At 60.7% G+C, this 26,992-nt stretch carries 31 protein-coding genes and 1 pseudogene; 20 read left to right on the top strand and 12 right to left on the bottom strand.

What is annotated here, in order from left to right; all coding sequences use genetic code 11:
* Positions 1–237: 237 nt before the first annotated feature.
* A complete protein-coding gene (locus EN745_RS36695; protein ID WP_245455596.1) occupies positions 238–594 on the bottom strand; it encodes a hypothetical protein in 357 nt (118 codons plus the stop codon).
* Positions 595–995: 401 nt separating this feature from the next.
* Between EN745_RS36695 and EN745_RS36700 the strand changes: the two genes are divergently transcribed.
* From EN745_RS36700 to EN745_RS00990, 5 genes are all read left to right on the top strand, one after another.
* Positions 996–1,208, top strand: coding sequence for a hypothetical protein (locus EN745_RS36700; RefSeq protein WP_245487583.1), 213 nt, complete (start codon positions 996–998; stop codon positions 1,206–1,208).
* 183 nt (positions 1,209–1,391) lie between these two features.
* Positions 1,392–2,216 (top strand): Ku protein, encoded by an 825-nt coding sequence (locus tag EN745_RS00970; protein WP_127420341.1) that lies wholly within the window; start codon positions 1,392–1,394, stop codon positions 2,214–2,216.
* 61 nt (positions 2,217–2,277) lie between these two features.
* Positions 2,278–2,592 (top strand): hypothetical protein, encoded by a 315-nt coding sequence (locus EN745_RS00975; RefSeq protein ID WP_126056296.1) that lies wholly within the window; start codon positions 2,278–2,280, stop codon positions 2,590–2,592.
* Positions 2,593–2,595: 3 nt separating this feature from the next.
* The gene (locus EN745_RS00980) at positions 2,596–4,113 is read left to right on the top strand and encodes an FAD-dependent oxidoreductase (RefSeq protein WP_127420342.1); all 1,518 of its coding nucleotides are present in this window, start codon (positions 2,596–2,598) and stop codon (positions 4,111–4,113) included.
* Positions 4,114–4,996: 883 nt separating this feature from the next.
* The gene (locus EN745_RS00990; protein WP_127420343.1) at positions 4,997–5,869 is read left to right on the top strand and encodes a hypothetical protein; all 873 of its coding nucleotides are present in this window, start codon (positions 4,997–4,999) and stop codon (positions 5,867–5,869) included.
* Positions 5,870–5,889: 20 nt separating this feature from the next.
* Here the strand turns inward: EN745_RS00990 and EN745_RS00995 are convergent, their stop codons facing one another.
* Both EN745_RS00995 and EN745_RS01000 read right to left on the bottom strand, forming a co-directional pair.
* A complete protein-coding gene (locus EN745_RS00995) occupies positions 5,890–6,183 on the bottom strand; it encodes a hypothetical protein (RefSeq protein WP_127405968.1) in 294 nt (97 codons plus the stop codon).
* A gap of 189 nt (positions 6,184–6,372) precedes the next feature.
* On the bottom strand, positions 6,373–6,681 hold the full coding sequence (locus EN745_RS01000; protein WP_245482339.1) for a low affinity iron permease family protein: 309 nt from the start codon (positions 6,679–6,681) through the stop codon (positions 6,373–6,375).
* A 470-nt stretch (positions 6,682–7,151) separates the two neighbouring features.
* Between EN745_RS01000 and EN745_RS01010 the strand changes: the two genes are divergently transcribed.
* The 6 genes from EN745_RS01010 (at position 7,152) to EN745_RS01035 (ending at position 11,818) form a co-directional block, all read left to right on the top strand.
* Positions 7,152–7,772 (top strand): hypothetical protein, encoded by a 621-nt coding sequence (locus EN745_RS01010; protein WP_189362921.1) that lies wholly within the window; start codon positions 7,152–7,154, stop codon positions 7,770–7,772.
* Positions 7,769–8,164 (top strand): phage holin family protein, encoded by a 396-nt coding sequence (locus EN745_RS01015; protein WP_126056291.1) that lies wholly within the window; start codon positions 7,769–7,771, stop codon positions 8,162–8,164. The genes EN745_RS01010 and EN745_RS01015 overlap by 4 nt, the downstream gene beginning before the upstream one ends.
* Positions 8,161–9,042 (top strand): DUF3618 domain-containing protein, encoded by an 882-nt coding sequence (locus tag EN745_RS01020; protein ID WP_126056290.1) that lies wholly within the window; start codon positions 8,161–8,163, stop codon positions 9,040–9,042. The genes EN745_RS01015 and EN745_RS01020 overlap by 4 nt, the downstream gene beginning before the upstream one ends.
* A gap of 629 nt (positions 9,043–9,671) precedes the next feature.
* Positions 9,672–10,727 (top strand): glycosyltransferase family 2 protein, encoded by a 1,056-nt coding sequence (locus tag EN745_RS01025; protein ID WP_127420344.1) that lies wholly within the window; start codon positions 9,672–9,674, stop codon positions 10,725–10,727.
* The gene (locus tag EN745_RS01030) at positions 10,702–11,394 is read left to right on the top strand and encodes a class I SAM-dependent methyltransferase (protein ID WP_127420345.1); all 693 of its coding nucleotides are present in this window, start codon (positions 10,702–10,704) and stop codon (positions 11,392–11,394) included. Before EN745_RS01025 ends, EN745_RS01030 begins: the two co-directional genes overlap by 26 nt.
* A complete protein-coding gene (locus EN745_RS01035; protein WP_127405691.1) occupies positions 11,372–11,818 on the top strand; it encodes a GtrA family protein in 447 nt (148 codons plus the stop codon). Before EN745_RS01030 ends, EN745_RS01035 begins: the two co-directional genes overlap by 23 nt.
* 17 nt (positions 11,819–11,835) lie before the next feature.
* On the opposite strand, the gene EN745_RS01040 is transcribed toward EN745_RS01035, so the two are convergent.
* Entirely contained in the window at positions 11,836–12,459 is a 624-nt protein-coding gene (locus EN745_RS01040) for a hypothetical protein (RefSeq protein ID WP_126056286.1), read from the bottom strand.
* Positions 12,446–13,609 carry a hypothetical protein gene (locus EN745_RS01045; protein ID WP_127420346.1) on the bottom strand — a complete coding sequence of 388 codons (1,164 nt, stop codon included), beginning with the start codon at positions 13,607–13,609 and terminating at the stop codon, positions 12,446–12,448. Before EN745_RS01045 ends, EN745_RS01040 begins: the two co-directional genes overlap by 14 nt.
* Positions 13,610–13,851: 242 nt before the next feature.
* Here EN745_RS01045 and EN745_RS01050 point away from each other — a divergent pair, with 242 nt between their 5' ends.
* The 4 genes from EN745_RS01050 to EN745_RS36705 all read left to right on the top strand — a co-directional run bounded on the left by EN745_RS01050 (position 13,852) and on the right by EN745_RS36705 (position 16,691).
* Entirely contained in the window at positions 13,852–14,385 is a 534-nt protein-coding gene (locus tag EN745_RS01050; RefSeq protein WP_126056284.1) for an inorganic diphosphatase, read from the top strand.
* Positions 14,386–14,550: 165 nt separating this feature from the next.
* Positions 14,551–15,465 carry a hypothetical protein gene (locus EN745_RS01055; RefSeq protein WP_126056283.1) on the top strand — a complete coding sequence of 305 codons (915 nt, stop codon included), beginning with the start codon at positions 14,551–14,553 and terminating at the stop codon, positions 15,463–15,465.
* A gap of 49 nt (positions 15,466–15,514) precedes the next feature.
* Positions 15,515–15,946, top strand: a complete 432-nt coding sequence (locus tag EN745_RS01060; RefSeq protein WP_126056282.1) for a hypothetical protein — start codon at positions 15,515–15,517, stop codon at positions 15,944–15,946.
* 412 nt (positions 15,947–16,358) lie between these two features.
* Positions 16,359–16,691, top strand: a complete 333-nt coding sequence (locus EN745_RS36705; RefSeq protein ID WP_245487586.1) for an alpha-ketoglutarate-dependent dioxygenase AlkB — start codon at positions 16,359–16,361, stop codon at positions 16,689–16,691.
* Positions 16,692–16,732: 41 nt separating this feature from the next.
* On the opposite strand, the gene EN745_RS01070 is transcribed toward EN745_RS36705, so the two are convergent.
* The 6 genes and pseudogenes from EN745_RS01070 to EN745_RS01090 form a co-directional block, all read right to left on the bottom strand.
* Positions 16,733–17,746, bottom strand: a complete 1,014-nt coding sequence (locus EN745_RS01070) for an ATP-dependent DNA ligase (protein WP_127420347.1) — start codon at positions 17,744–17,746, stop codon at positions 16,733–16,735.
* On the bottom strand, positions 17,740–18,090 hold the full coding sequence (locus EN745_RS01075) for a GFA family protein (protein WP_245455590.1): 351 nt from the start codon (positions 18,088–18,090) through the stop codon (positions 17,740–17,742). Before EN745_RS01075 ends, EN745_RS01070 begins: the two co-directional genes overlap by 7 nt.
* Before the next feature lie 233 nt (positions 18,091–18,323).
* Positions 18,324–18,503 (bottom strand): hypothetical protein, encoded by a 180-nt coding sequence (locus EN745_RS37575; protein WP_348628231.1) that lies wholly within the window; start codon positions 18,501–18,503, stop codon positions 18,324–18,326.
* Positions 18,500–18,649 (bottom strand): hypothetical protein, encoded by a 150-nt coding sequence (locus EN745_RS37580; protein WP_348627261.1) that lies wholly within the window; start codon positions 18,647–18,649, stop codon positions 18,500–18,502. Before EN745_RS37580 ends, EN745_RS37575 begins: the two co-directional genes overlap by 4 nt.
* A 116-nt stretch (positions 18,650–18,765) precedes the next feature.
* Positions 18,766–19,083 (bottom strand): YMGG-like glycine zipper-containing protein, encoded by a 318-nt coding sequence (locus EN745_RS01085; protein WP_126056279.1) that lies wholly within the window; start codon positions 19,081–19,083, stop codon positions 18,766–18,768.
* Between the two features lie 211 nt (positions 19,084–19,294).
* Positions 19,295–19,495: pseudogene (locus tag EN745_RS01090) on the bottom strand (type II toxin-antitoxin system HicB family antitoxin); the annotation flags it as partial.
* A 128-nt stretch (positions 19,496–19,623) separates the two neighbouring features.
* Here EN745_RS01090 and EN745_RS01095 point away from each other — a divergent pair.
* From EN745_RS01095 to EN745_RS01105, 3 genes are all read left to right on the top strand, one after another.
* Positions 19,624–21,186: a recombinase family protein gene (locus tag EN745_RS01095; RefSeq protein ID WP_127420348.1), complete on the top strand. Its 1,563-nt coding sequence runs from the start codon at positions 19,624–19,626 to the stop codon at positions 21,184–21,186.
* Positions 21,183–22,007 (top strand): plasmid partitioning protein RepB C-terminal domain-containing protein, encoded by an 825-nt coding sequence (locus EN745_RS01100; protein WP_127420349.1) that lies wholly within the window; start codon positions 21,183–21,185, stop codon positions 22,005–22,007. Before EN745_RS01095 ends, EN745_RS01100 begins: the two co-directional genes overlap by 4 nt.
* 727 nt (positions 22,008–22,734) lie before the next feature.
* Positions 22,735–23,976, top strand: coding sequence for an NAD(P)/FAD-dependent oxidoreductase (locus EN745_RS01105; RefSeq protein ID WP_127420350.1), 1,242 nt, complete (start codon positions 22,735–22,737; stop codon positions 23,974–23,976).
* 54 nt (positions 23,977–24,030) lie between these two features.
* Here EN745_RS01105 and EN745_RS01110 read toward each other — a convergent pair whose 3' ends face one another.
* Complete coding sequence (locus EN745_RS01110; protein WP_245487588.1) at positions 24,031–24,483, bottom strand: nuclear transport factor 2 family protein; 453 nt, start codon at positions 24,481–24,483, stop codon at positions 24,031–24,033.
* Between the two features lie 35 nt (positions 24,484–24,518).
* Between EN745_RS01110 and EN745_RS01115 the strand changes: the two genes are divergently transcribed.
* The gene (locus tag EN745_RS01115) at positions 24,519–25,181 is read left to right on the top strand and encodes a hypothetical protein (RefSeq protein ID WP_245487590.1); all 663 of its coding nucleotides are present in this window, start codon (positions 24,519–24,521) and stop codon (positions 25,179–25,181) included.
* Positions 25,182–25,531: 350 nt separating this feature from the next.
* A complete protein-coding gene (locus tag EN745_RS01120; protein ID WP_126056276.1) occupies positions 25,532–26,719 on the top strand; it encodes an acyltransferase in 1,188 nt (395 codons plus the stop codon).
* The last annotated feature ends 273 nt before the right edge of the window (positions 26,720–26,992 follow it).

The following is a 26,992-nucleotide window of genomic DNA, read 5'->3' on the forward strand; positions in this document are numbered from 1 at the left end:
GGAACTGCGCCGCCTATCACGCGTACCATGTCGAAAATCCCGTTGCCAACCAACCCCTGCAACGGGCTTTACTGGATAGCCCGGCACCGGTCCTGTCGCTCGGTCATGCTGCTGAGCAGCCGGGCTATTCGGTTCTCACCAAATGACTCGCAAATCCCCCCAACAGGTATAGGCTATCTTCGTGACCCGACAACCCAAAAGGGGGCGTCGATGTTATGTTCTGTCGTTTCCATTAATTCAGGCCAATTCAAGCCGGCAGCGCCCCTGCAGGGACGCAGGGTCCTTGTCGTCGAGGACGAGTATCTGATCGCAGCCGAACTCGAAGAGGCGATCAGGGAAGCTGGCGGCAGGGTAATTGGTCCGGTGGCCAATCCTCAAGATGCTTCGAGGAAAATCGCCAGCGAGGACGTCGAATGCGCCACGGTTGACATAAAGCTGGGTGGTGCCGCGACCTTCGCCGTCGCGGTCGAATTGAAGGCGCACGGTATCCCGTTCATATTCGTCACCGGATATGACCGGACCATTGTCCCAAGCGAATTTTCTGGCGTTCAGCGTCTTGTGAAGCCCGTCAAAACCGATGACGTCATCAGGCATTTAATCGAGCTGACCTAATTCACCGCCTTGTCCCGTCCCACTGGATAGGCGACTTCCTTCCCGGTGACCCCTCGCGCCATCTTCAACAGCCTCAGGCGCAAACTTTTTTCTTGTCAGCGACCTTGTTCCGTCTGGACGCTATATAAGGCGGCGCTAATCACGCCGATGATCACTTTCTGCTGAGTTTCGTATCGATCCTATTTTTCAGCACGCTTCTCCAGGCGCAAGCGTGTCAGCCTTCGGGGTCAGGCAGTTTGGCTTCACATTCGATGTGCCCCCAGGCTTTGTCTTGACCCAGCGCTCGGACCGGGGCGGCTTTTCAGGGCGCAAACGAAGCCTTTCTCGCCGTGTGGGGCGCTAGGCTCGGCCAGGCCAGTTTTCGGGCCGAGATCGAGCATCGGATGGTTGAGGACGAAAAGGCCGGCTGGAAGCTGACCTATCGGCGCGTCACGCCGCGATGGGCCAGTTACTCGGGCATCAACAATGGCCAGATCCGATATGTCCGTGCCATTGCCGTCTGCAATGACTCCGTGCCGCGCTCTTCACCATCAACTACAGCAGAACCGAAAAAGTCCCCTACGATCCAGTTGTGGTCCGCATGGTGCGATCCCTGATGGCGGAAGGCTGCTAAGCTGAGTCCGCCGCGAATTGATCGCTGGTGCTGCATTGTCGGCACACTATCCCATGTCTGTTTTGATCATTGTCCTCGCGAGGCTGCCAAGTCTAATACCGGCGGTTTGGAACCTCTCCGGCTGCTGAGTATTTCGGTAGAGCTCCAGAAAAACGAGGCAACAACAATGGCGGCGCCGCGGGCGGTTTGGAAAGGCTTCCTGAAAGTTGGTTCGGTCTCCTGCGGCGTGAAGCTGGTCGGCGCGACCAGCGAAGCCTCGAAAATCCATTTCAAGATTCTCAACCGGAAGGACGGTCTTCCGGTAAAGAGCGCCTACGTCGATGAGGAGACCGGCGACATCGTCGAGGCAGAAGACCAGACGAAGGGATACGAGGTCGAAAAGGGGGAATTCATCGAAGTTCCGCCCGACGACATCAAAAAGCTCAAGCTGACGTCCGCCCACACCCTGGAGGTCGAGGAATTCGTTGCTCTCGACGACATCGACACGCGTTATTTGGAAAAACCTTACTACGTCATCCCTGCCGATGGCGCGGCTGTCGAAGCGTTTTCGGTGCTGCGAGAAGCCATGGCAAAAAAGCGCGTAGCGGCCAGATCCTGTGTGGTGCTTTACCAGCGCGGGCGGGAAGTGGTGATTCAACCCTTCGGCAAAGGCATGCTGCTTACAGAGCTGCGCACCCATGACGAAATGATCCCGGAAAAGACCGTCTTCGACGATCTGAAGAGTCCTAAATATGATCAGGACCTGCTCGAGATCGCCGGCCTGCTGATCGACAAGAAGGTGACCAAATTCGATCCATCGAAATTCGAGGACACCTACGAGGATGCGCTCGTTGCAATGATCGACGCAAAGCGCAAGGGCAAGAAGCCGCCGAAACCGGCACCAAGGCCTAAAGAGAACGTCGTCGACCTCGCGTCGGTGCTGCGCAAGAGCCTTGCCAAGGAAGGCATCAAAGCAGGTCCCAAGTCAAAGGTAACCCGCAAGTCGGCATAAGGGAACTTGCCGCTGATCAGCGGGTTGATCCTCATGATCCTCATCTCAGGAGCACTGAGCTATGACAGGCGATGAAAACCGTCGCGAAACGGGTGCCACAAAATATCCGGCAATGAAAGACGCCGACCCGTCGGATGATTTCTCGCAAGATGCGGCGGGCAACAAGAAGCCGCCGAGCGGGATCGGCCTGACGAGGCCAGCCGGTCAAGGGGAAGACAGCCCCCAACGGTCCGCCCGCCAGAATCCAGGGAAAGAGGCGACCCCGAGTCCAGCAACAGAAAAGACGTCTGGAGCCGGTCCTGCCATCTCGGAACATTCGAAAGATGCAAAGGCGCCCAAGGCAGGTCGCCGACCAGGCGCTTACGTCAAAGAGTGAGTCATGAACGTCAGCGGCGAGGCGACCAAATCCGTTTGGATGCTTGACACCAAGTTCCCTACCGCTCCTCGCTTGCAACAGGACGAGCACTGCGACGTGGCCGTGGTTGGCGCCGGTATCGCAGGGGTTTCGATCGCCTATGAGCTCGTCCTGGCCGGTCGCAACGTTGTGCTCGTGGATCGCGGCCCCTTGCTCGGCGGCATGACCTCTCGCACGACCGCCCATTTGGCGCCCGTCTGCGACGACGGCCTGGGGGCACTGGTGGAGATGCGCGGCGAAGAGCTGGCGCGCGGATTTCAGGAAAGTCAGCAAGCCGCCGTCGACCGCATCGAAGAGCTTGTCGGCAACCTGGCGATCGACTGCGATTTTCGGCGGCTGGATGGGTTTCTTTTCCCGGCCGCGTGGATGGATGATGAAGAAGCCGCCAAACAATGTGACAAAGAGTATGCCGCCGCGATCAAGGTCGGCGCTATCGTGGAGCGCAGCAAGGGGGTTCCGCTCAACGGCCATGAATCCGCGCCCGTCTTGCGCTATCCCAATCAAGCCACCTTCCACCCGCTGAAATATCTTCGCGCTATCCTGGCGGATTTCGAGAAGCGTGGCGGCAGGGCATTCGCCAACAGCGCCGTCACCGACATCGAGGAAGGCGATCAGGTTCGCCTGAAATGTGAGCGAGGCGCCATCACGGCCTCCAACGCGGTGTTTGCTACGAATTCCCCGATCAACACCTGGGTCAAGATCCACAGCAAGATGGCGCCCTACCGCACCTATGCGATGGCCTTCGAGATCACCAAGCGACTTCTTTCGGACGCACTCTACTGGGACATGGACGACCCTTACTATTATGTCCGTCTCAATCCTGGCTCCGGCAAAACCAACTATCTCATAGTCGGGGGTCGTGATCACAAATCAGGCGAAGCGGATGACGGCGATGCACGCTTCGCCGCCCTCGAAGCCTGGATCAGGGCGTTGGTCCCCGATCTAGGCGGTGAAACGGCGAGATGGTCTGGTCAGGTCCTCGACACGATTGACTATTGCGGCTTCATCGGCAGGAGCCCCGGAAGCAAAAACGTCTTCGTCGCCACCGGAGATTCCGGTCAGGGCATAACGCACGGAGCGTTGGCCGGGCTGTTGATCAGGGACCTGGTCGTCAAGGGCTCGAATTCTTGGGAAGCCGTCTATGCGCCCGACAGGACGCCGCCCGCGGCCTTTGCGAACTATCTCAGCGAGAACCTCACGGCGGTGAAGAACTTTGCCGAATATCTGCTGCCCGGACAAGTCAAGTCGGCCGAGGACCTCAAGTCCGGGGAAGGGGGCGTTATTCACGACGGCCTGAGCAAGCTCGCCGTGTGCCGCGACCGCGACGGCAAGCTGCACACGCATTCAGCAAGCTGCAGCCATCTCGGCTGTATCGTGCACTGGAATTCTACCGAGCAGTGCTGGGATTGTCCGTGCCACGGCTCCCAATTCGCGCCGGATGGCGCGGTGCTCAACGGACCAGCGATCCGAGGGCTGAGCTAGCACCGCCTGCGCGGCTGCGTCTGTGCCGCTTTGCCAAAGCTAGGTCATCCTTGCTGTCGGCGTGCCGCCGTTATCAATCGAGTTGGACCCAAGCTGGTGCATGATCGCTTGGCTTTTCCCACCGCGCAACTCAGCATCGACGCCGGCGTCACGTAGCCTTCGAAAGCGAAGGGCTGATGAGAAGATGGTCCATCCGGAGGCCTGAGCTTCTATCGAAACCACCCCTGAAGGAAAAGTTCCAGTAGGTGCAGATGCCCTTCTCGGGATGGATGCGCCGGATGGCATCGAGCCAACCGCACTCAAGCATGTTGGCGTAGGCCTGCCGACTTTCCGGAAAGTAGACGGCGTCGCCTAGCCATCGTCTCGGCACCGCCGCATCGATCGCAGTTGGGACGACAACAGCCGCGCGTAGCTGGCCAGGCGGTTGAACCACCGAAGCTTGTAGTCGAACTTTGGGCCCGGCGCTGGGTTGCCGTTGGGCAAATAGAGGCAGCCAACGACAAGCCCATCCACCTCGGCCTCGATATAGCGGCTGTGAGTCTCGTCAGGATCGCCAGGCAGGCCGCGTCGACGTTCCGCCGGCTCCTTCCCTCAGCCCACGATATGTTTCACCTCTGCGTCCGCGCCTTTCAGCGGACGAGAACGAGGTTTTCTCGGCCGCGTAGGCGCTGTCCCCGTTTCATCGCGTCTCGGCATGGGCTTCGGAGTTAACCGCCGAATGTGGGGAAGGTTTCACCGCGCTTCGCAGAGCATGCATACGTGCGGCTACACTTGTCCTCGAGTGCCGCAGGATCGTTTGAAGTTCGTGAACCTACTGGCTCGGCCAGCGTTCAATGCATGGAACCGTCCCCCCGCATGAGGTCAAAAATCGGACGCTAGTCCCATGCCACAAGAGCCGCAAACTCCCGGTGCCGAAGCGCGCTTTCCCTTCGACAGGATGGCCGTCGAGCGGTTCCGACAGGCTTTTCCGCGAGCGAGGTGGAGCGACGAGCGCAAGAGCTGGTTCGTCCCCGGAAAGACAGCCACCGGCCGGATCGACCGTTGGCTGGCAAAAGAGGCAGCAATGCTGGCCATTCACGGCGACAGCAAAGGACGCGACGCCTTCGCCTTTGATCCAATATCAAGCCCATACCTGGAGGTGTCCGACGACCTCCGTATTCGAACGCCGTATTCGAAGACGGTTTTCGAGGAACTGCGAACAGTTCCCTGGGCAAGTTGGGACGAGGAATTGCGGGCCTGGCGAGTGCCGTTCCGTTCTTTTGAGGAGCTACGACGCCGTTGGCCCAGAATCGAAAAGGCTGCCCAACAGGCCGAACCCGAAGAAAGGAAGCGACGACGAGACGCTGCCAAAAACTCTGAAGGTGACAAGGTCGCTCGACTGCGGAATGCCGAACGCCGGCGTCGTCGCTATCCACTGCCAGCTGAACATTTACCGCCTGTGGGTAAGCCGGTTGCGACAGAACAATATGGCATTGTCGTTTTTAACGAAGTGTCCGGCGAACTCGTCGAGGCGCGTGATTTGACGGCCTCCTATCCAAACGCGGCGTGCGCAAACGCCGACTACATCTGGGGCAGGTGGCGTTCGGCCACGCTGTCCGAACTGGTCAGGACATGGCCCGCACGCAGTCCGCCAGGAGCGCACGAACGTTCAAGGGGCTGGTGGCAGCCGACACTTCCCGAACTAAGAGTTGCTCGTCAAAACGCCCGCAGCATGGAGCGCAGAAAACACAGTCGCGAGCTCAGCAGGGTTCGCTGACTCTTGGTTCTTCGAATTGCTCAACCCGAACGCATGACACCGGGCTCTTCGCCAGGTGCCTTACTGCTGGAGGAGCGCAGTCCAGGAATATCACGCACTACATCGGAAAAATTGACGGTCGCCACCAGATAGCCTGCCTCATCGTAGACCTTGATGCTCGAGCCCGATTGGGCAGCGCCGGCGGGGTCCTCGGCCACGAGGGCGGCGTGAGCCATTTCCAGCGCTCTCGGGCTGGCCAGATCGGCGCTGGAGAGCTCCTCCTCGACTATCTTGGTCTTGCCGAGTTGGACCGTCTCGAAGCGGAAAGTGGGCATGGGACATCTCCTGTTCCCATGCAATGCTTAGGACGGCGTAGCGTTCCAGGAAGGTGATCCGCCACCAACCAAATAGCGATCATCGCAACGCCCACATAGCTCAGACACTTCAGCAAGCGTGCGAACCCTCGATCGAACCCGCGCGGTTATCCGCCTGCCAGCACTGCCGCGAGACCAGAAGGCCGCACGTCAATCTCCCTGCTGTTTGCGGACGCGATGCTTTTCGATTTCCTCAGGTTCCTGATCTTCAATTCGGGTGATGTTCGAAGCCGAGTTATTTGATCGCAACATTTCAGCCAGCTTCGCATGGATTGCCTGTGTGTCGCGATGCTCTGCTCGCTGGATGAACAGCGTCATGGCCCAGGTGACGAGGGTAGCCGCCCCATGCCAATTCAAACTTTGCCGGTCGAAAACCATCCAAAGAATGGAATAAGCCAACAACACCAGGAAGGCTGCGGGACGTGAGGTCAAGTTGCCGATCGAGGTTAGCACGCTCATGTTTGGGTGATTTGCCATCAGCAAGAACTTTCGACTTTGACGCATGTTCCAGCGAGGCCTCGTGTCTCGGAGATCAGTCCAAGCTATTCATTCGCATATGTCGACCAGGCGGCGGCAAGATTTCTATCGCTATAGGTTTGTCGCACCGGAGTTGGCTCCCCCACAATTTCTCTGACAGCTCTTCTGGATTCTTGAACGAGACGCTGCCTTCCCGCCTTGCGATGCCTTCCAGCTTTCGATCAAGGCCTTGCAACACTGATTTTTCTGGGGCCCAGCCCGCCTTCAACTACCCAGCTCTCAACGACGATTACCGATCGAGAAAGATTGAGCCTCGGTGGAACATGATGCCGTCGTCGAGGTTCGTATTGCATGTAGGAGGATGCGTCATGAACGGTGTCATTTATCTAATCGGCCTGATCGTCGTCGTGCTTGCGATCCTATCCTTCCTCGGATTCCACTAGGAGGCACCCATGCGGGGCGAAGACAATCATGGCCGTGTGACGGCCGATTTCGAAACAGCCAAAGGCGAATTAGCCGACAGGCTCAAGCAAGAAACGCAGGGCGCCAGCGAGATATTGCACGACGCTCGCGACGAACTCACCCGAATGGCCGGCGACTACGGTTCGGAGGCGAAGCAGGCTCTTTACGAGAAGGCGGAAGATGCGCAGCGCGACATCTGTGCCGACTTGAAGTCCCTTGGTGGAGCGCTGCGCGCGGCGAGCGACCATCTGGCCAATAACAAACAGCAGGCCGCATCGAAGTTCGCGCTCGATGCCGCTGGCGGACTGGAACGTCTCTCCACATCCTTGAAAGACAGGCCGTTCAAGGATGTGCTTGGCGAAATCCAATCGTTCGGCCGCGAAAATTCGGGTGCGTTGCTAGCCGGTTCTGTGCTGGCCGGCGTGGCTCTTGGGCGTTTCATCAAAAGCTCGCCGCCGTCTCGCCGCACGGCTTCGGATGGAAGACTGTCCGGCGATTCCAACTCGCGTTCGCACCACTCGGCTGCGGCTGGCTCCGGAGACCAATCTGACCAACCCTCCCGCACCACGCAGGCCCACGATTGGCGTCCCAACCTGGAGGAGAAACCATGAGCAACGCTCACGACACCCGAAGCTTGGCCACGCTCGTCAGCGAGCTCGCGCAGCAAGTGACAACCTTGTTGCAGGCTGAGGGCAGGCTGTTGCGGGCCGAAATTTCGGAGAAGGCAAGCAAGGCTGGCGCCGGCGCTGTCGAGATTCTGGGAGGCGCGATCTGCCTCCTGGCCGCCTTGCTGGTGCTGCTGCAGGCTCTGGTGATCGCTTTGGCGAGCGCAGGGCTGGGCGCGGGATGGTCTTCACTGCTGGTCGGCGTCATCGTCGCCCTGCTTGGCGTCACTCTTTTGCGCAACGGCATGGCTGGCATGACGGTTTCCGAACTGACTCCCGACCGCACTCAAGACCAACTCAAGCGCGACGCGCGCGTGATCAAGGAACAGTTGAGATGAACGACAAATCTGCAGCCGAGCTCGAACGCGATGCTGACATCGCGCGCGCAAAATTGACGGACACGGCGGATTCGATCCGCCACAAGATGACCCCGGGTCAATTGATCGATGAGTTCACCGGAACGTTTGCGGGAGGCGATTTCTCCTCGATGCTCGATAACCTCAGGACACAGGTCCGAGACAACCCGCTGCCGGTTACCATGGTCGGTGCCGGCTTGGCCTGGCTGATGTTCGGTAAGGGTCCATCGGCCGATGACCTAAGTGATCTTCTCGGTTCTGGCAGTTCGGCTGCTCGCGAGCGCGGTAGTCGGAACGCCGAATCTGACTATGATTGGCAAGGGAGCCAGGGAGCTGATTCCCGACCGAGCACGACAGAACAAACTTCCCAACTTTCCGGCGTCACACACTCAATTGTTTCCACCGCGAGCGGTGTAGCCGACGCCGTTTCCGGTATTGCAAACGACGCCAGAGACACACTGTCAGGCACGGCCGCTGGAGTGAGGTCCGGCGCGGTGCGGATGGGGCGGCCGATGCAGGATCTCTTGCAGAGCGAACCGCTGGCCGTCGCCGCGGTCGGCCTGGTGGTGGGAACTGCTATCGGCGCAATGCTGCCACACACGGATACGGAAGACGAGGTGCTTGGCGGCTACAGCCAGAAACTTCGCGACAATGCGGAGAAGGTTCTCGATCAAGGCGTCGAACAGGCGAAGGAGGTTGCGGCCGAGGCTTATGGCGCAATCAAGGAGGAGGCTGCCCGACAGAGCTCCGATGGTTCGTCTGGCACGGTGATGAGCAAACTCGGCAAGGTGGTGAGATCGACAGCCGACAACACCGAGGAAGCAGTTCGCGAGCGCTTGTCGGAGGCCGACAAACCATAGACAACGAGCGGGTTGCGCGGGGAAGGGCATATGGCCGGTCGATGGGAAACCATTGCCGGCCTCGTCGGGTTCAGACCCTCCAACGTCTCCATGGCGCGCGCAGTGTTCAGGGCGCTTGCGACCGCGTAAATATTTGGTTCGACGAGCCGCGCCAAGCTGAGGCCTAGGAGCGGAATGACGAGTATTTTGCGCCTTCCAACGAAGCTGAAGCACGTTGAAATGCGAGAACGCAGGCCGAGGTTTGATCCGCCGATCAATCCTGCCGGAAATTGCGTCTTTGGGGACGGGAACCGGCGGTCAAGCTTTAGACAGCGGCTGAGCCATAGTTTAGCTGACGGTTCAGCTGGTTTGGCGCATCAGGCGTTCCTTGACCTTTTGAAACTAGTTGGCTTGAACTAGGGACAGACCCCGCTCGGCCGCCTTTATCGAGGGCGTTCCGATCCACGAAATACATGAGGAAATTGGCAGTGTTTACGAGGCGATCTTCCGAGCGGTCGAGCACTGCGAGGGCCGGCTGGCCGGTTGAAATCATTGGCTGATCCCGGAAGGTCGGCAAATTAGCGATTTCTGATAGACCTTTGGAACTTTGTGGCGAGTGTTCCATTTTCAACCGCATGCGAGACGCTGTGATGCAGGGCATTCGGACGCGCGTGAACGTGCAGTGCCCGCGCTACTCATTAGTGCTGCCGATCTACAATGAGGAAGAGGTGCTGCCCCGGCTGGTCGAGAGAATTAACCTGCTGGTGGATCAACTGGACGCAGAGACCGAGGTCATCTTCGTCGACGATGGAAGCCTCGACGGAAGCGTGAAATACCTTCGGCGCGTGGTCGCCGCCGAGCCGAGCTTCCGGCTGATCGAGTTTTCCCGCAACTTCGGACACCAGATCGCCATCACGGCCGGCATGGAGGCGGCGGCGGGCGAGGCCGTCATCGTCATGGATGCCGATCTGCAAGATCCCCCGGAAGTAGTTCTCGACTTGGTGGCGAAGTGGAAGGAAGGCTTCGAGATCGTCTATGCAAGGCGCACCAGACGACAGGGTGAATCCTGGTTCAAGCGTTTGTCAGCGAGCCTCTTCTACCGCCTGCTGGAGAAGATGACCCCGGTCGACATTCCGCGCGATGTCGGCGACTTCCGCCTGGTCGGCCGCAAGGCGCTGGAGACCTTCAAATGCATGCCGGAGCACGACCGCTTCGTCAGGGGCATGTTCGGCTGGATGGGCTTCAAACAGGCGGCGGTCCCCTTCGAGCGACCGGCGCGCACGCTGGGCGAGACCAAATACCCGTTCTGGAAGATGCTGCATCTCGCGCTCCACGGCATCATCGGCTTCTCGGAGAAACCGCTGCGTCTGGCGCTTTGGGCGGGATTGGCCATTTCAGCCCTTGCCGTGTTGTTCGGGGCTTACGCTACCTTTGCCTGGCTCTTTCAGGCGGGCGTCATAGCCGGCTGGACTTCGACCGTGGTGATAGTGTCGCTGCTCTGCGGCATCAATCTTTTCATGACGGGCGTGGTCGGGCTTTACGTCGGCAGCATCCATGCCGAAGTCAAACGCCGACCCCTCTACGTGATTGAAAGGCTGACCGGCTTTAATCGCTCGGTGCGCGTCGCCTCGGGCGAGCGGCGGGCATCGTTTCGCAAGGCAGAGAACCGGGTTCCCGCTGATGTCCGAACACTTCGACAGCTATGACGCCAGCTACGGCGAGGTGGTTGAAGGCTCGATCCGGTTCTCCGGCCTACAGCATGACTTCTTCCTCGCCGCCAAGGCCGACCTTTTGCGGCGCCTGGTCGGCGAGCGGTGCCTTCGCCAGGGCGGCGCGGACGTGCGCGGGCTCGATGTGGGCTGCGGTGTCGGCGCGCTCCATCCCTATCTCGATGGCGCCTTTGATCGTCTTGACGGCTGCGACGTCTCGCAGAAATCGCTCGCGCGTGCCCGCCGCGACAACCCGCATATCACCTACACCGCCTGCACCACGGATCGCCTGCCTTACCAAGACGGCGCCTTCGACCTGGCCTTCGCCAGTTGCGTCGTCCACCACGTGCCGCCCGCTTCTCGGCCCAATTTTTTCCATGAGATGAGGCGTGTCCTGCGGCAGGGCGGCGTCGCCTGCATCATCGAGCACAATCCCTACAATCCGCTGACGCGTATCGCAGTGTTCCGCTGCCCGTTCGACGAGGACGCCGTTTTGCTTGGCGCGGGCGAGGCGGCACGGCTGCTTCGAGACGCGGGGTTCAGGTATATCCGGTCCGAGCATTTCCTGCTTCTGCCTTCAGCAAGACCCTTTGCCAGGAAGGTCGAGCGTGCGCTCGCCGCCCTGCCGCTCGGAGCGCAGTATGCGTGTGTCGCTTATGCCTGAGCACCGTTTCACCGCCGGCGTGAAATTCCTGGCGCGCTTCGGATCGGTCGGCATCGCCGCGACGATTCTTTACGCCGTCCTGGCCGCGGTCTTCGCCCGGGCGGACAGGATCGGCTTCACGCCGGTGCAGGCCTCGCTCGCCGCTTATGCTGCGGCGGCGCTGTTTTCCTACCTGGCGCACAAGTCCTTCAGCTTCATGTCGGCCGGACCGCATCGCTCGGAAGCGCCACGTTTCCTGCTGCTGTCCGCGACCGGCCTTGGCGTCGCCTATGCTGCGCCCACGCTCTTCACGGTGATGCTCGGCCTGCCGCTTTTCGTCCCCATCCTGCTGACCTGCCTGATCATCCCGGCGCTCAATCTTATCGCGCTCGACCGCTGGGTCTTTGCCGGGCGGGAAGCCGACCGACGGGGCGACCCGTCCTGAGTGAATGTCGCTTGCGCCTAAAGCGCATCCAGCCGAAACGAGATCAGCTTGATCGACCGATTGTATATGTTGCTTGCCGCCGGGCTCTGCGCGATGCCGTCGGGATAGTCGAAGAACAATTCCAGCCTGCCTGTGTCGGCCAGGGCTGCCTGGGGAATGACGAAAGCTACCGTCATCGGTGCCGCGCCCGAAACTGTCGCCTGATGCAGCCTTACGCCATTTGCCGAGATGACGACCCTCTGTGTGAGTTGGGGAGGACGCTTGACTGCGGCCATCTGCAGCGTTGCCAGAAGACCGCCACGGACGGGCGGCAGCGCCAGGCGAAGGCGAGAGGTCTCGCCCAGCGAATGGGTGCCGTCCGCCACCGGGCCCGACCAGCCGCAAACCCTCATATCCGCCGTCTGTCTGGCGCCATCGGATCGGAACGATATCGTTCGGCCGGGCGTATAGCTGCCGATGGCATTGCGGTTGAGGCACGTTGTCGTGCGGTCGATGTAATAGGCGTGATAGTCGTCGCTGACGTCGGGACTGAGGGCAAGCGCGAGGATGGCGAACTCGGACAAGGCAAGGGCGACCGCTAGGCCGTAGCCGCCAAGCGACACAGCGGACCTAGGGGAACGCAGCGCTTCAGACAAGGGCAAGATAGCCTCCGATCCACGCCACCGTCATGAAGTAGCAGGCGGCGAGGAACAGCGCCAAGGCCGCGACGAAGGTCAGCTTCGATCCTGACAGCAAGACGGCTACCAGCATCGTCAGCGGCGCGAGCCCGACGACGTATCTGACCATCGAAGCCAGGTTCGTGGTCAAGGGCAAGATGATGCTAACCGCGCAGAAAAGGGCCGCGCCATATTGCCTGCGAGCCCCGAGCACCAAGCACAGCGCCAGGCCAGCCGTTGCCGTCATTGCGCTCCATTGCGGCGCCGTCGGCAGCCAGTCGGCATTCGGGTGGTAGGACAGGCCGTCCCATAGAAACAGCAGCGGATTGCCCGCCACGCGCCCGAAGGCACGCTGAACGTGGAGGAAGGCAAAGCCGTCCCCGACCGTGAGATAGAGAAAGAGCATATAGGCGAACAAACCGGCGGGCGAGATGAAGATGGCGACCAGAAGATCCGGCCGGCCGAGCAGCCAGCGGGGAAAGGCGACGATAGAACCCCCCTTCGCGCGATACTCCTCGAACAAGTGAATGACAGTGGCGAACACGCCGAGCACACCAACGAGCCGCGTTGCCGATAGGAGCGCCGTGGCCACGCCGGCGGCGAGATGGTTTGAGCGCTTGAGCGCCAAGAAGACGCACGAGGTAAGCAGGACAAAGAGCGGTTCGGTGAGGAAAGTGGTGAAATGGAAAGAGAACGGGCCGCTGAGCAGGAAGGCGCAGTAGAGCACATAGGCGCGCATGTTCTTCCCCAGGAGCGGCCACGCTACGAGGCAAGCTGCGTAGCTCAACGCCTGCGACGTGATCGTCGCGATCAGGATCGTAGGGAAGGGCAGGATGGATCGGATCGCCGCCACCAGGAGCGGATAGAGCGGGAAGAAGCCCCAGCGCCCGACATTGCTTCCGTTCGCAATTGGGAAGCGCTCATAGCCCTTCTCGGAAATGTCTATATACCAGGAGCAGTCCCACCGGCAGAGCGCCTTGGCATAGGCCGCAAAGCCAGACTCCGCCGACACCGAGGCAAAGGCGGCATAGCGAATGGCAAGGCCGCTCAGGGCGAACAGCAGGGGCACCGCCACCACCGTGACTATCATGACGCGAATGCCGATATTCGCACGCGCCGCACCTTCAAGCGCCATGTCTCCACCCGTTCGCGTTGGCCCGGCAGCCGCGGTATTCGGTAAAAAGCGACTCCTGGAATTTTGGTTCCGCGGCAGCACGCAGCCGGCTCGACGATGACGACGCACCCTTCAACCCGCTCGGCGCCTGGGCGCATTCGCCCCAACGACGCGGAACTGCGGCTGTCCTTCGCGCTGCCCTTCGGAACATTCGTCGCATCTTGAAGTTCCATCCGGAGCGAACCAGCGCGATAGGCATCGCAATGCCCGATTATCTGAGGCTGCCGACCACAACGAAGGGGCTTGTCAGAGTGGTGATTGAAACCCCGCGTGGCGCGGAGGCGAAGATTGCCTACGATCGCGCAACCCGGACCTTCGGTTATGTCCGCCCCTTACCGGCCGGGATGACTTATCCCTACGACTGGGGTTTTATCCCTTCGACCTTGGGCGATGATGGCGATCCCCTCGACGGGCTGGTCATCCACCAGGCGGCTTCCGCTCCTGGCATCGTCATCAAATGCGACCTGTTGGGTGCATTGCGTGTCAAGCAGAAGGACTCCGGTGGCGAGGCCTTGCGCAACGACCGCTATGTCTTCTGTCCCCATAGAGAAGATGCTGCCGATGAGCCGGTTGCGACCGATCGTGTGCCAGATGACCTGCGGCGCGAAATCGAGCAGTTCTTTCTGTCGTCCGTGCTGGGGACGGGCAAGACCATCAAGTTCAAGGGATGGCAGAATGCCGACGAGGCTCGCAGGGCGATCAAGAAGGGCATGAAGGCCTTTGCCGCCTGTAAATGACCCAGCTTACTGCCAACGGAACAGAAGACCTGCAGCGACATTGTTAGTTCATCACATACTAACGCACAGGAGGCTTCCATGGGTCGCGGTATCTTGCTCTGGCTGCTCGGCATTCCCATTCCGATCATCATACTCATCATGCTGTTTGCGCGGTAGGAGGCTCAGATGCAGGCAACACTTGTGACTGCCGAGGCCTCTGCACCGACAGAATCCTCATCTTCAGCAGTGAACTGGGGGCCAATCATTGCCGGCGCCTTTGCCGCTTCGACCCTGACAGTCATGCTCCTATTGTTGGGCTCCGGCCTTGGGCTGAGCATGGTTTCGCCATGGTCCGCTGCTGGCGCGTCGGCCACGACATTTGCTGTGTCCACCGCAGTCTGGCTGGTGGTTGTGCAATGGCTTTCATCTGGCGTCGGTGGATATCTCACGGGTCGGTTGCGCACCAAATGGGTGGGGATTCATACCGATGAAACCTACTTCCGTGACACAGCTCACGGTTTCCTTGCCTGGGCACTCGCCACGCTTCTTGTTGCGGGAGTTCTTGGCTCAGCGCTTTCGGCGGCATTGGGTTCTGGAGTGCAGGCAGTTTCGACGGTGGCCGCGGGCGCCGCGACCGGGGCTTCGGCCGGTGCCGCAAGCAAGGACAGCTCAGCATTTGACAGCACGTCCTACTATGTGGATGCCTTATTCCGCCCCGCCGACCTGACCAAGCTCGTCGACGCCAATCCGCAGAACGAAGCTGCAGCGACCGCGCAGGCGTCGCGCATCCTGCTCGCCTCTGCTGCGAACGGCGGCGAACTTGCGGCTGACGACAGCGCCTATCTGACGCAACTCGTGGCCGCCCGCACCGGGCTTCCGCAGGCCGATGCCAAGGCTCGGGTAGATGCAATGATGGCCAAGGTGAAGGACGCAAAGATCAAGGCCCAGCAGGCGGCCGATACAGCCAGGAAAGCCGGCGCCTCCTTCGCCCTTCTTGGCGCCCTGTCCATGGTGGTGGGCGCCTTTATTGCCAGCGTCGCAGCGGCGCTAGGCGGACGACAGCGTGACGATGAGGAGGCCACTTATTTGGCCGACCGATAGGCTTGTCGCGAAAACCCCTTGGGTGATGCTCGATCAACAGGAGCTAATTATGAAACACCAGACCCTCGCACAACTGCAGGCGATCGCCGACGTCAAGCCGCTGGCGCAGAGCCCCGTTATGACCCGGAGGCAACGGATCGAGCGTTGGGCGGAGCTGCTCGAGCGGCATCCCGGCCGATGCCTGGGCGCGCTTGCTGGCACCGAACGCCTGCGCCTGGACGCCCGCCAGGCCGCACGAGCCGATGGATCGCCAATTTCGGTTGCCTTGGAAGATCCGCTGCTGAAAGCCGCGGGACTTAGGAACGACACCTATGGAGAGGCCCTTCGCTTCTTCGAGCTCAGCGATTGGCAATTGCACGAAATCGTCTGCAGCTGTCATGTCGGCGCCACCATGCAAAGCAAATGGGCCGCCGCCAGGGTGCGCAGGACCGTCAATGGCAGCCGTTTCCTGGCTTGGTTGAGGACCGTCCTCCTGCACTGAGTACTGCGGGCGTCTTGCCATTCAGGCGGCAACCGAAAGGGCAGGGCGGCCAGGCAAGGCCGCCGACTGCAAACCATGACGCCTTGGCCTCCACGGCACGGGGAGCGCATCGTAGGCCTTGCGCTCAGGGAGCAGTTTCACCAGCTATTGTGCATGCCATTTCTAAAATCCAAAATGAATGTTGACCAGCCCGACCTGTTCGCTGCAGCCGATGACCTGCCAGAAGGGTTTCGCTATCAGGGGAACCTTCGCGGCGGATGAAGAAACGGACCTGCTGCGCCACCTTGAGAGGCTCCCCTTTCAGCCTTCGATTTCCACGGCCACCTGGCAAATCGGCAGGTGATCGGTTTCGGCCTGCGCTACGACTACGATCGGCGCGGTGGTCGAGGCGCCCCCGAGACCAGATTTCTTGATGACGCTAAGGCGCAAAGTCGCTACTTTCGTCGGGTTGCCGGAAAGCGCTTTCGAACAGGTTCTGATCAACGAGTATCGATCGGGCGCAGGCATCGGCTGGCATCGCGACAAGCCGCATTTCGAGACGGTGGCCGGCGTATCCCTTCTTGCTCCCTGCAGCTTCCGACTCCGGCGCAAGAACGGCACGAAATGGGACCGCAAGACAATCATTGTCGAGCCGCGGTCGGCTTTCCTCTTGAGCGGCCCGGCGCGCGATGAATGGGAGCACAGCATCCCGCCCCTGACCGAACACCGCTATTCGATTACTTTGCGAACCTTGCGCAAAAAGTGAATGCGCGATGGCAGACAACGATCGTCGCGATTGCTAGGCCACTACTCCATCTGCTCGAACGTGCACTGGCGCGGCGCCTTGTCGGGCCGCCAGCGCAAAAGCCTGGTTCCGTGGCGGAAGCGGTCGCTGGTGATATGGTCGAAGCGCACCTCGACGACCAGTTCCGGCCGCACCGGCTCCCATTCGCCGCTGCGTTCCGTGCTCCAGCGGCTTGGCCCACCCGGCGCCTTGCCTGTGAAGCCGGGTCCGCCGCGCAATTCCTCCAGCTTCACGGTGACCGCCAACCGCTCTTCATTGCTGATGGTCGAGGTGAAGCCGACATGGTCGAGCAAGCCATTGTCGTTATAGAGGCCCAGCAGCAGCGACCCGACCTGGCGCTTGCGGTTCAGGTAGCGGAACCCGCCAACCACGCAGTCGGCGGTGCGCAGCCGCTTGACCTTGACCATCGCACGCTCGCCTGGCTGATAGGGCTCGTCCAGCATCTTGGCGACGACCCCGTCGGTCGACCCGCGGCCAGCACCCTGCAGCCACTTGTTGGCGTTGGCGATACTCGTGGTTGCCGACGAAAGTCGCAGCGCCTCATTCTCCGCCCTGGCGACAAAATCTTCGGTTGCCGCGCGTCGTTCCCGCAACGGCAGTTCGAGAACGATCTTGCCTCCGGGCGCGGCAAGGGTATCGAAGAGGACTATCCGCGCAGGCGTTTGTCTGCTCAGCGTCCGGATACGGCTCTCTGCCGGGTGAAGCCGCATCTGCAGCGCGTCAAACGATGCGCGTCCTTCGATCTCGATTATGATCTCGCCGTCCACAACGAAATCCCGTGCTTCGAGCTCGCCCAGAAGCGCCGTCAGTTCGGGAAAATAGCGGCCAAGCGGCTTGCCGGATTTCGCCCTGAGATCGACCGCCTTTCTTCCTTTGAAGGCAAGGCAGCGAAAGCCATCCCACTTGGGCTCATACTGCCAGATGCCGCTGCCCTCGGGCAGCGTGTCGGCGGTCCGGGCTTCCATCGGCGGCGTGTCCAGAGTGAGCGGAAACTCATGATCGGATTCCGCTACCATCGCTCTTCCGTGTCGTGATGCGGCAAGTCGATGCCACAGCAAACCCAGGCAAGCCGCTGCGAGGATCCGTAATTGTATTGCGGTTCCAGACCTTCAGGATCGTCAAAGGTTCCGACATGCAGAGCGACTTCGTCCTCGGCGGCGGCGTAGGAAAGGGTCAAGGGAGAACCGCATGCTCGGCAGAATCCCCTCCGGGCGATGGGTGAAGATACGCGATAGGCAGGCTCCTCGCTGAGCCATGACAGGTTGGAGGAGGACGTCCAGGCCAACACGGCGAAGGCGCTTCCGGTCGCGCGGCGGCACATGTCACAGTGACAGTAGTGAACGCGCGGATCGCCGGTCACTCGATAACGGATCCTGCCGCAGAGACATCCCCCTGTTCGTTCGACGGCGGCGGTCCGGGAGGCGATCTCGACTGTGTCCATCTCGCTTGAACGTTCGAACGGAAATGTGGTTTCCGTCCTACGGCCACATCGAGACCCATTCGATTGTGATGTTGGCGATGGAATCGGAAAGTATCCCCCAAGAAGTAGCCGAGCTTTCAATGTCCAGGGGCCGAAGGATGCGGGTGGAGCACCTACAAATCTCCACCGCCCCCCGGCCGCTGCACATGCTCCAGCACCTGGTCGGCGATAACGACGGAGAATTGCTCGTCGGTGCGGTGCTGGCAGATATCGATGTCGGGGAAGTCGACCGAGCGATAGTTCAGGCACATCACTGTCCAACAGCGATTCCAGCCCGGCGAGATCTCGATCACGTCGGAGGCCTTGCTGTTGCCAGCCTCGAGAAAGCGCTGAGCGCCTCGATCTGGCGGATGCGCAGCCAGCGGCTGTCGTAGCCGATCAGTCGCTTCACCGCTTGCTTGCTTCGGTTTTTCAGGGTGCCGGCAAGGCTTGTCGTCATACCTTCTCCGGAGGTCCCGCCGCCAGACTCCTTCTACATCGAGAACCGTACAAATGAATGGCGCTACGAGGAGGCCAGCGCCCAAAACGCCGGCCTCCCCAGCCAAGTGTCTGGGATCAATAGTCGCCGTTGTAGTACCGGTCGTCGCAGGGCGCGGTGTAGATGCGGCCGTAGCGATCCTGGTAGCGGCAAAGCTGCTCGCCGCGGCGCTGCGGCGTCGTGGCCGAGCCGACGACCGCGCCGAGCAGCGCGCCGCCGGCCGCGCCGATGACCGTGCTCTTGGTGTTGCCGCCGATCGCCTGGCCGACCAGCGCGCCGCCGGCGCCGCCGACCAGCGCGCCGGTGGTGGCCCGCTGCTGGCTTTCGGTCTGCGTCTCGCAGCCGGCAAGGGCCGCGGTTATGAGCACGGCCAGAATAGCCTTCTTGATGATCATCTCTAGAACTCCTCTGAAGCGCCCCAGAGACTGAAATTGGGGGCGAATGGTTGCCAGTTGCTGGCGCATTGCGGCGGAACGTAGGCGGTGTTCCTCACGAAGTAAGACATGGTTTCTCGGCTCTTGAGGATCGTGGTCGCCAAACCGCAAACGCCCTGCGCGAACAGCACGATAACGTTTCGACTTGATTCAGGTTGCGAAAGCGCAAGGCCGCCTCGGTCCGCATCGCCATTTTCGCAGCGGCAGTCAGAAAGCCGGAGCGACTGCAACCATGACGTTCCGCATATTGGTTGATCTGGTGGAGGACATCCTCCGGCATGGTGACGTTGACCCGCACGTCTGGAAAGTCCGGGAAGGATACGCCGAAGTCGCTGTCCGCTTCCTTGTGGATCAGTCCGATGTAGTGCCGCAAATCCTCCGCGCCTGAGTCGATGCTCCTCGAAAGAAGTGAGGAATTCGACATAAAATGGACCGTTATTCCTAACCAAGCCGCATGTCGCCAATTGCTAGACTGAAGTATCGGTACGACGGCGCGAGGCGATGAACAAGGGTGCAGCGACTGGCGGCCCTCCTTCGGGGAGGCGACGTATTCGCGCGGCGCAATATCTGCGTATGTCAATCGACCGGCAAACTTACTCCATTGAAAATCAGAGGGATGCTATCGAGGTCTATGCCGACCTCATGGGTTACGACATTGTCGCCACCTATGAGGACGCCGGCAGAAGCGGCCTGAACATTGAAAGACGGCCGGGGCTGCGCCGGCTGTTGGAGGATGTTGAAAACGGGCAAGCGGATTTCGAAACGGTCGTCGTGTACGATGTCAGCCGCTGGGGGCGCTTTCAGAACATAGATGAAAGCGCTTCGTATGAATACCGATGCCAAATGGCCGGCGTGCGGATCGAGTACTGCGCCGAGCAGTTTGCGAATGACGGCAGCGTCGGATCCGATGTGCTGAAAGCCATCAAACGCAGCATGGCCGCCGAGCTGAGCCGGATGCTCTCGCAGAAGACCTTCCTCGGTCAAACCCGAGCGGTCAAGATGGGCTTTCGCGGCGGCGGTTACGCTGGCTATGGTTTGCGGCGCCTGCTCGTCGATGCTGCAGGAAAGCCGAAAGCAGTCCTCAAGCGCAATGAATGGAAGGCCCTGGCGTCCGACCGTGTCATCCTTGTGCCCGGACCCGAAGCGGAAATCGCGACGGTGCGCTGGATCTTCAAGCAGTTTGTGAAGGGCAGGCTTGAAGTCCAAATCGCGAGAGATTTGAACGAGCGCGGCATCGTCACGGACCTGGACCGGCTGTGGACGACCGCGTCCGTGCGCTCGATCCTGACCAATGAGAAGTACATCGGCAACAATGTCTGGAACCGGACGTCCGAAAGGCTGCATACCAGAAGGGTGAAGAATCCACCCAGTGCATGGATTCGTGCGGACAACGTGTCGGTGCCGCTGATAAGCCAAAAGCTTTTCGAGCGTGCCCGAGCCGTTGCAAAGACGCGTGCGACCCGTATCAGCAACGTTCAGTTGCTAGCCGACCTTTCCAAGCTTCTAAATGAACGAGGATCGCTCTCGGGCTCAATTATCAACGCGACGCCCGGCCTTTCGACGAAAAGCATGTACATCCATCGCTTCGGAACGCTGCAGGCGGCTTACGACCTGGTTGGATATGAGGCGTCGGCGAACTACCGCTACTTCAACGTCATAACCCAGCTTCATCGGCGACGGCTTGAAATCATTCAGGATCTTGTGGCGGCAATCGGCCACGCCGGAGGCGTGGCCGATTACGACTCCAATGCCAAGCTTGTGAGGGTCAAAGAGGAATTCACTATCGCCATGTGGATCGCCCGCTGCCGGCCCTCGCCTTACGGATACTCTCACTGGCCATTCCGCAAGCGCCGGCTGTTGGGGGGTGACGTTTCGGTGCTGATCCGGGTGCTGCCCGATAATGCAACGGTTCGCGATTATTTCATTGCGCCGGCCTGGGAAGCCGAGCAGGCACCGCCCATGCTTTCCCCAAACAACGGCGTGCGCCTTGACGCCTTCCTATTCCCGTCTCTGGCGCCGTTGGTCGAATTGGCAAAACGGGCACCCATCGGAAGAGCAGCATGACGCAAGCTGAAGCCTCTCCCATCTTGAAGAGCAGCCGACATGCAATTCATCTAACGGGCGATTTGCGCGAGCCGGCCAGGACGCTGAAGAAGTACCCGTTTGTTAAGACGTATAGAAAGCTGACCGATCGAATGCGGTGCTTCATTGGCGAGGCGAAAGCGTTGCGGGAGCGGCTAGATATCGTTGTGCAAGCATTCCGCCAGTTGCTGGCCGTTGACATGTTTCGAGACCTGCTGAAGTCGGAAGGTTTCGTGCTGATGCCAGCGACACTGGCGGATAGAATTGTGGGCCTGACTGCCCCCATCGCCGAAGCGAAACCGAACCAAAGCGAAACGACGAGCAAGCAGCTTATCGGAGGAATTTGCCCGGAAGTCCTTGAGCTTTTGCAGGATTGCGTCGTTCCGCCAAAAATGTTCGGCCTGCTGCGCCAGGTCGTGCCAAGCCGGCAGATCGAGATCGCCCAACTCATGGTTGCGCTGGAAAGGGTAAAGCTCAATACCGCAAGGGTTTTCATCGCCCTCACGCCGCAGTCACAGCTTGCGGACCCTTCGACGCCGCGATGGCAGTTCGCTGGCATTGATGCCGTACGGTTGACCGCTATGGAAATTGAGTTTGCCGAGTTGAGCCAGGAGTTCCGAAACGCCGCCGAGCGCTGGGGCTCGTGGAGTCTCGAACTTGTGGCGGCGCGAGGGTATATCAACCGCCTGATGGACAGTCCCAAGGTGGTGCGGTATCTCGCCCCTCGTTTCCCAGAACAATTTGCGGCATTTCAACAGGGATTGGAGACAACTCCCAGATTCCCTGTTTTAGAAAATCCTTAATTGCCCTACGGTAATGTCATCAGGGGGTGGGGACCCGCTGCGGTCTAAACGTGGGTAGCGGCGTTGCCAGGCAGCGCATGCAGGGTTGGGCGAAAATGGGGTTGGCGTTATTTAAGATTGGCGAGTGCCAAGGCTGCGGCGGTACCGGCACGATGTTTGATTGTCCGAGATGGCGAAGCTCGAACGGCCATTGCTGCCCGGCGGGCACGCATCGGCACAAATGTCCTGGAATTACACTGACATGCGCTGAGTGCGACGGCACGGGCGGGGCGAAGAAGCCTGCGGGATATACGGAATCGGACGCCGCCTGACAACATTCGGTGGCAACTTAGCATAGGCTGCCCTTTACTAAGGCGACCACCAAGCAGCACCGAGCAACTAAGCCAATTCCTGGCGGCAGCGGAGCGGCTGCATCTAAGCATCGTCGGCCCTCTGATATCGCCATCGTGCGATCACCGCATGAGACGCTGTTGAAGACGGTGCGAATTGACAGGCGCATGGCCGGCACGCCGCCCGCGGGCCGAACTCCGCCTCGACACATTGTTACTGACCTGGGCGAACCACCTCTCGCATTCCCATGACGAGGTTCGAATCCGTCCCGTTCCAGCTTGGCTGTGCGACGTGGGTCATTTTCGACTAGTCAGTGGTTGCTGCACCGCCAGATGTCCGTCTTGCTTGCCCGTTTTCCCGCCTTCCATGATAATACTTACCGTGGGAGGAAGCTGCCATGGACGAAGCGGGCGTTCTTGATGCCGTGGTCGTGGGCGCTGGGTGGGCCGGTCTCGGCGTCAGCTATGCGCTGGCGCAGGCCGATATGCGGCACTGCGTCCTGGAGCGCGGGCGCGTCGGCGAAACGTGGCGGACCCAACGTTGGGACTCGTTCCACTTCAATCTTCCCAACATGTACAGCGTGATGCCCGGCGATAGTTACGATGGCGCGGACCCTGAAGGGTTTATGACGCATACAGGGTTTGTGACGCTGCTCGAGGACTATGCGCGGCGGCGCCGACTGCCGGTTCGCACCGGCGTCTCGGTCACAAAACTGGAAGCAAGTAACGGGCTCTTTCGCGTCGTGACGCCGGAGCAGACGTGGCTGGCGAAAAACGTGGTTGTCGCCAGCGGCAGCCTGAACCGCCCGCGTCGGCCGCCTTCGGCCTCCGCGTTGACGGGCGGGCCAGTGCAGCTTGACGCTTCAGACTACCGTAATGCCGGCGACCTTCCAGCCGGAGCCGTGCTTGTCGTCGGCAGCGCACAGTCAGGTTGCCAGATCGCTGAAGACCTGATCCTGGCGGGCAGGGAGACTTATCTTGCGGCGGGCCATATTGGCCGTCTGCCACGACGCTATCGCGGGCACGACATTGCCGTGTGGTTGGTGAAGACCGGATTGTTTGACGTGCCCCGCAAGGATTTCGTCGATCCGTCCGGCCGCGTTGCCGCTCGGCCCATGCTTGGCGCGTTGCACACGATAAGCCTGCAATCTCTCAGCGCGCAGGGCGTTGTGCTGCTGGGACGATTTGTCGGAGTGGATAGCGGTCGGCTCGTCTTCACCGACGACGTTCTCGAAAACATTCGGTTCGGCGACGAGATTTCCGCGCAGTTCAAAAGCCGTATCGATGAATTTATCAGATGTAATGGTCTCAACGCTCCTGCGCCCGTTGAGGACGAGGCGGAGGCGGTCGCTCCGCGCCTACCCCGGCCCCCCATTCTGTCGCTCGATCTCGTTGAGCGGAACATTTCAGCGATTGTCTGGTGCACGGGCTTCGAGGGCGACTTCAGCTGGATCGATATACCCGGCGCTCTCGACGAGCGACGTCAGCCGGTTCACGAAGATGGCATTGCCCCGGTCCCCGGAATCTATTTTGCCGGACTTGATTTTGCGTCCACACGCCGGTCAGGCACCATTATGGCTGTCGAAGACGAAGCGCGTCGATTTGTCGGCCATATGTTAACTCGGGCTGATCAGCCATAAAATAGTGCACTGTCACCGCAATTCGGTTGAGCGTTTCGTTTGCCGCCCCAGCTGCTACTCGACGATCTTCCAGTACGAGTCCTTGCGGATCACCTTGCCGTCGCGGAACGTGTAGAAGTCGCAACCGCGGACTTCCTTTTTCACGCCTTCGCGGGTGGTGCCGGTGAGGGTCCATTTCGAGATGCCGGTATTGGCCGTCGCGTCCACGAAATGCTCACCATTGCCATAGTGAACGTCGGGCAAGCCTTCGAAGCGTGTGGCCAGCGCATCGCGAACTTTCGCTTTGCCTTCGAAGCGGGAACCCCATGGCTTGTTGCCTCTCGGCATCTCCAGGACGCAGTCGTCGGCAAAGCACGCCATGATGCGATCGAGATCGTGGGCGTTGAAGGCCTCGCATAGCTCCGTCAGCGTCGATCGAATGTCCATTCGCCCGTCTCCTCCGGTCGGATAGCAGATAACGTGCACGTTCGATGATCGAAGTAGGTCACCGGCGGCGATGCCGGTCAAGGTCTCCGAGGCTCCCGCAAAACGCGTCCCCGCTCATGCCCCTCCGCATCATTCCCGCCACTCTGCGCGATCTCTCCTACATCGCCGCCAACCTGCGCCCCGAGGACCGCGCCGAGATCGACTGCCAGCTCGACCATTGGACGCCGGCGCTGCTGGCGCTCACTGCCCTGCAGGGCATTGCCCATGTCGCCGAGCTCGACGGCAATCCGGAGGCCGGCTTCGGCGCCGCCGAGCAGCGCGGCGGGCTGTGGATCGCCTGGAGCTGGGGCACGCGCCGCATGCGGCGCTGCGTGCCTCAGATCACGCGCTTCTTTCATACCGTGCTTGGCCCCCAGGTCGCGGCCAGGGGCGCCTGGCGGGTCGAGGCGAGGGCGCTTGCCGGGAACAATCTTGCCTTGCGCTGGCTGGACAGGCTCGGCGCCACGCAACGCTGCCGCCTGCCGGGCTACGGCAAGAACGGCGAAGATTTCTTCCTCTATGACTGGACAAGGGAACGTGGAAAAATGTGTCTGTTTCAAAAACCGCCGGAACTGAAGCCGCTGCCGCCGACGCCGACCGCGCAGGACAAGGACGTGCAGGCGCGCGAGGCTGCGCTGCGGGCTGAGCTCGAGCAGCGCCAGGGCACGCTCTCCACGGTCAAGACCGACCTCGCGCCCGGCGATCTCGCCGGTCGTCGCCGCGTGCTGCTCGGAGTCTGACGCCATGACCGCGATGAAGCGAAGCTTTCGCCGGCGCGTGCTGGACTGGTGGTACTGGCGCCGGCATGCGCGGCTGGTGAAGCGGCGGTGACATGGCTGATCTCCCCCGCGAGGGACACAAGGGGGAGATCGGCAGTTCCGGCCTCCGCCTTTCCTCCCGGGTCCCCCAAAACCTCCGCTCATGTTGCACTGCGTTAAATTTGTTGCATTGCGATATCAGCGCACCGGCTCGAAACTCCTCGCGGCGGGGTTTTCTGCACGGGGTTTTGGCGTGTCAGTATCATCCCGGCCACCGGCCTGCCTTGATGAACGATTTGCATTGCTGAAGCTCCCGCTCTCAAGGAGTTCGCATGACCCGATCCCGTGTCGAATGCCTGGACGGGCTTCGGGCGCTTGCCGCGATGTGGGTGCTTGTCGGGCACTGTCTGCTTCTGACCGGCTGGCGTGTTCCGGTCCTGGGCGAACCGGATCTCGGCGTTGATCTCTTCATCATGCTGTCCGGTTTCCTGATGGTGTTCCACTACCAGCTTCGCCAGGACAGGGAGCCTTGGCAAAGTCCGGAGACCTGGCTGAAATTCTGGACACGCCGCTACTTCAGGATAGCGCCGCTGTTCTATGTCATGCTTTTCCTGGCGCTGGCGCTCGGGCCCTATCTCTACGAATCCAGGACGGTCATCGACGACTTCCTGCTGAGATCGCATCAGGCGCCCGAGCGTTACCTCGACAGCGGCCTGAAGAACATCGTCGCCCATCTTCTGTTCCTGTTTGGCCTGTTGCCGAATTTCGCCTACCGCACGCCGCTTCCCGACTGGAGCCTGGGGCTGGAGATGCAGTTTTACGCGGTCTTTCCGGCCGTCATGCTGCTTGTCCGCAGGCTCGACTGGATACGGAGCGCCGTGCTGATCGCGGCGCTCGGCGGCCTCGTCGTGTTTGCGATGGGGCAAATGTCGGTGCATTTTCCGATGCCGTCGTTCCTGGCGCTGAAGATGCAGATATTCCTGTGCGGGATGCTTTTGGCCGGCGTTCTGCATCCGAGCCGGCTACGGCCCATTCTCCATCTGGCGTTGGCCATGCTGTTGGCGGCGCTGCCCTATGGCGGCGAATATGGGCTGGGAAAGCTGCTGATACGCGAAGTGCTGGTGATGGGCTTCTTTGCGCTTGTGCTCTATCGGATGCTGCCGGGAATGGCGGCTGTCGTGGCAGCAAGGATAGCCACGACGCTCGGCAACCGGTTCTTTCATCTGATGGGAGAGCTTTCCTTCAGCATCTACCTGATCCATCTGTTGGTTCTCCAACCGGTCGCGGCTTTCGTCATCACGCAATATGGCCACGATCTGGTGGCGCCGCTTCGCTTCGCGATCGTCCTTCTCATTGTCCTGCCAACGGTTAGCCTGCTGTCTTGGATCACCTATAACCTGATCGAGATTCCGGGCCAGAAGGCTGGCCGTTTCGTCGTCCAGCGCTTCGGCCGCAAGACGATGCTGGAAACGACGCCGGCGTCGGCCGCTGCACATGATCCAGCCCCTGGTCGGCGATGACGACGGAGATTTGCTCGTCGGTGCGGTCGCGGGAGAGCTTGAAGTCGGGGAAGTCGACCGAGCGATAGTTCGGACGGGTCGCCTTCCAATAGCGGTCCAGCCGGGCGATATCTCGATCACGTCGGAGGCCTTCCGGTTGCCCGCCTCGAGAAAGGCGGTGAACGCCTCGATCCGGCGGATGCGCAGCCAGCTGCGGCTAGCGTAGCGCGAAGGGCAGCATCAAAGTCGGCGACGAGGTCGCGATCACCGCGACCGTCGGAACCTCCCCTACCC

This window comes from Mesorhizobium sp. M4A.F.Ca.ET.022.05.2.1, from assembly GCF_003998845.1.
GTDB lineage: Bacteria > Pseudomonadota > Alphaproteobacteria > Rhizobiales > Rhizobiaceae > Mesorhizobium.

Coding starts and splice junctions, on each gene's coding strand:
- EN745_RS36695 (WP_245455596.1), bottom strand. CDS start 594: ATGCCTGATGACGTCATCGGTTTTGACGGGCTTCACAAGACGCTGAAC.
- EN745_RS36700 (WP_245487583.1), top strand. CDS start 996: ATGGTTGAGGACGAAAAGGCCGGCTGGAAGCTGACCTATCGGCGCGTC.
- EN745_RS00970 (WP_127420341.1), top strand. CDS start 1,392: ATGGCGGCGCCGCGGGCGGTTTGGAAAGGCTTCCTGAAAGTTGGTTCG.
- EN745_RS00975 (WP_126056296.1), top strand. CDS start 2,278: ATGACAGGCGATGAAAACCGTCGCGAAACGGGTGCCACAAAATATCCG.
- EN745_RS00980 (WP_127420342.1), top strand. CDS start 2,596: ATGAACGTCAGCGGCGAGGCGACCAAATCCGTTTGGATGCTTGACACC.
- EN745_RS00990 (WP_127420343.1), top strand. CDS start 4,997: ATGCCACAAGAGCCGCAAACTCCCGGTGCCGAAGCGCGCTTTCCCTTC.
- EN745_RS00995 (WP_127405968.1), bottom strand. CDS start 6,183: ATGCCCACTTTCCGCTTCGAGACGGTCCAACTCGGCAAGACCAAGATA.
- EN745_RS01000 (WP_245482339.1), bottom strand. CDS start 6,681: ATGAGCGTGCTAACCTCGATCGGCAACTTGACCTCACGTCCCGCAGCC.
- EN745_RS01010 (WP_189362921.1), top strand. CDS start 7,152: ATGCGGGGCGAAGACAATCATGGCCGTGTGACGGCCGATTTCGAAACA.
- EN745_RS01015 (WP_126056291.1), top strand. CDS start 7,769: ATGAGCAACGCTCACGACACCCGAAGCTTGGCCACGCTCGTCAGCGAG.
- EN745_RS01020 (WP_126056290.1), top strand. CDS start 8,161: ATGAACGACAAATCTGCAGCCGAGCTCGAACGCGATGCTGACATCGCG.
- EN745_RS01025 (WP_127420344.1), top strand. CDS start 9,672: ATGCAGGGCATTCGGACGCGCGTGAACGTGCAGTGCCCGCGCTACTCA.
- EN745_RS01030 (WP_127420345.1), top strand. CDS start 10,702: ATGTCCGAACACTTCGACAGCTATGACGCCAGCTACGGCGAGGTGGTT.
- EN745_RS01035 (WP_127405691.1), top strand. CDS start 11,372: ATGCGTGTGTCGCTTATGCCTGAGCACCGTTTCACCGCCGGCGTGAAA.
- EN745_RS01045 (WP_127420346.1), bottom strand. CDS start 13,609: ATGGCGCTTGAAGGTGCGGCGCGTGCGAATATCGGCATTCGCGTCATG.
- EN745_RS01050 (WP_126056284.1), top strand. CDS start 13,852: ATGCCCGATTATCTGAGGCTGCCGACCACAACGAAGGGGCTTGTCAGA.
- EN745_RS01055 (WP_126056283.1), top strand. CDS start 14,551: ATGCAGGCAACACTTGTGACTGCCGAGGCCTCTGCACCGACAGAATCC.
- EN745_RS01060 (WP_126056282.1), top strand. CDS start 15,515: ATGAAACACCAGACCCTCGCACAACTGCAGGCGATCGCCGACGTCAAG.
- EN745_RS36705 (WP_245487586.1), top strand. CDS start 16,359: ATGACGCTAAGGCGCAAAGTCGCTACTTTCGTCGGGTTGCCGGAAAGC.
- EN745_RS01070 (WP_127420347.1), bottom strand. CDS start 17,746: ATGGTAGCGGAATCCGATCATGAGTTTCCGCTCACTCTGGACACGCCG.
- EN745_RS37580 (WP_348627261.1), bottom strand. CDS start 18,649: ATGACGACAAGCCTTGCCGGCACCCTGAAAAACCGAAGCAAGCAAGCG.
- EN745_RS01085 (WP_126056279.1), bottom strand. CDS start 19,083: ATGATCATCAAGAAGGCTATTCTGGCCGTGCTCATAACCGCGGCCCTT.
- EN745_RS01095 (WP_127420348.1), top strand. CDS start 19,624: ATGAACAAGGGTGCAGCGACTGGCGGCCCTCCTTCGGGGAGGCGACGT.
- EN745_RS01100 (WP_127420349.1), top strand. CDS start 21,183: ATGACGCAAGCTGAAGCCTCTCCCATCTTGAAGAGCAGCCGACATGCA.
- EN745_RS01105 (WP_127420350.1), top strand. CDS start 22,735: ATGGACGAAGCGGGCGTTCTTGATGCCGTGGTCGTGGGCGCTGGGTGG.
- EN745_RS01115 (WP_245487590.1), top strand. CDS start 24,519: ATGCCCCTCCGCATCATTCCCGCCACTCTGCGCGATCTCTCCTACATC.
- EN745_RS01120 (WP_126056276.1), top strand. CDS start 25,532: ATGACCCGATCCCGTGTCGAATGCCTGGACGGGCTTCGGGCGCTTGCC.